Source organism: Oleiphilus sp. HI0125 (genome assembly GCF_001635355.1).
Map to the genome: position 1 here is coordinate 1 of NZ_LWGF01000266.1, position 1,018 is coordinate 1,018.

Sequence of the window (1,018 nt, forward strand, 5' to 3'; positions counted from 1 at the left end):
AGGATAAAAGCCTGACACATGTTTTTCAGCCATAAACCAACGAATGTTTTCGATCGCCAATGTGAGCACAGGAACTCCGCAAGCTCCTGCAAGCTCGCTCATCGCTGTGGAAACAGACACCACCGAATCTAATTGAGAGATGATATGAGCTAGTGATGCCTGATCATCTTTCAAGTCAATGCCATAGAGCTCTATTAACTCTAGCCCTTCAGATCTAAAAGCCTCACGTTCTTCATCGCTGAGCCCATACTGAAGACTGATAAATGTCGCTTCAATACCTGATAACATCTGCGCAAATTCCTGCGCAGTGCAATACCACTCGTTTCTCTCTTTCAGAATTTTGATGCTTCGCCAACATAACCCTATGATTGGTTTTGAACTGTCTTTTACAGGAAGATCAGACTGATCACCCTCATAAGAAAAAAAGCCGTCTTCGAGAAGTTTCGAGTCATATAAGCCATCACTATATCGCAAGCCTAAACTACCAACGCAAAGACAAAATTCAGGCGATACATCATGCAAAATTTCCGGAGTTAACGATTCAGTCGCCAAACACTCAACATCTGGGTACATGTGCTGAATAACTGGGTAAAGCCTCGCATCATAAATAATTGAGACCTTCTTAGCCTCCGCCACCAATCGTTTTATGAAATACGCATAACGAATCTGATCACCTAATCCTTGCTCTGCATAAACCAATACATGCTTATTCTTTAGATCAGAAGCTCCATCCCAATAACACGCACCGTTAGACTCACAATACTGCTTCAGCCACAAAGCAACGGGACGATTTTCATATAATTCAAATGCACGATCCCAATCTCCAATGCTGAAACACAACAACGAAAGTGAAAATTTTGAAGGTTCATGCCCTTGCGCTATTAAATTACTAAACAGTCTGTCAGCCTCGACCTTTCTATTTGTTTTGTCGTAAACCTGAGCTCTGTAATATTGCGTCATAACCTGATCTGGATTAATCAGTTCGGCTTTTTCAATCAACGCTTCGGCTTCATCGTAA

Annotated in this window: 1 protein-coding gene; it reads right to left on the reverse strand. The window is 41.8% G+C overall.

All coding sequences use genetic code 11. The features are described 5' to 3' along the window. Positions 1-1,018: hypothetical protein (locus A3762_RS27020; RefSeq protein ID WP_197469006.1), on the reverse strand; the 1,018-nt coding region annotated here is incomplete at both ends.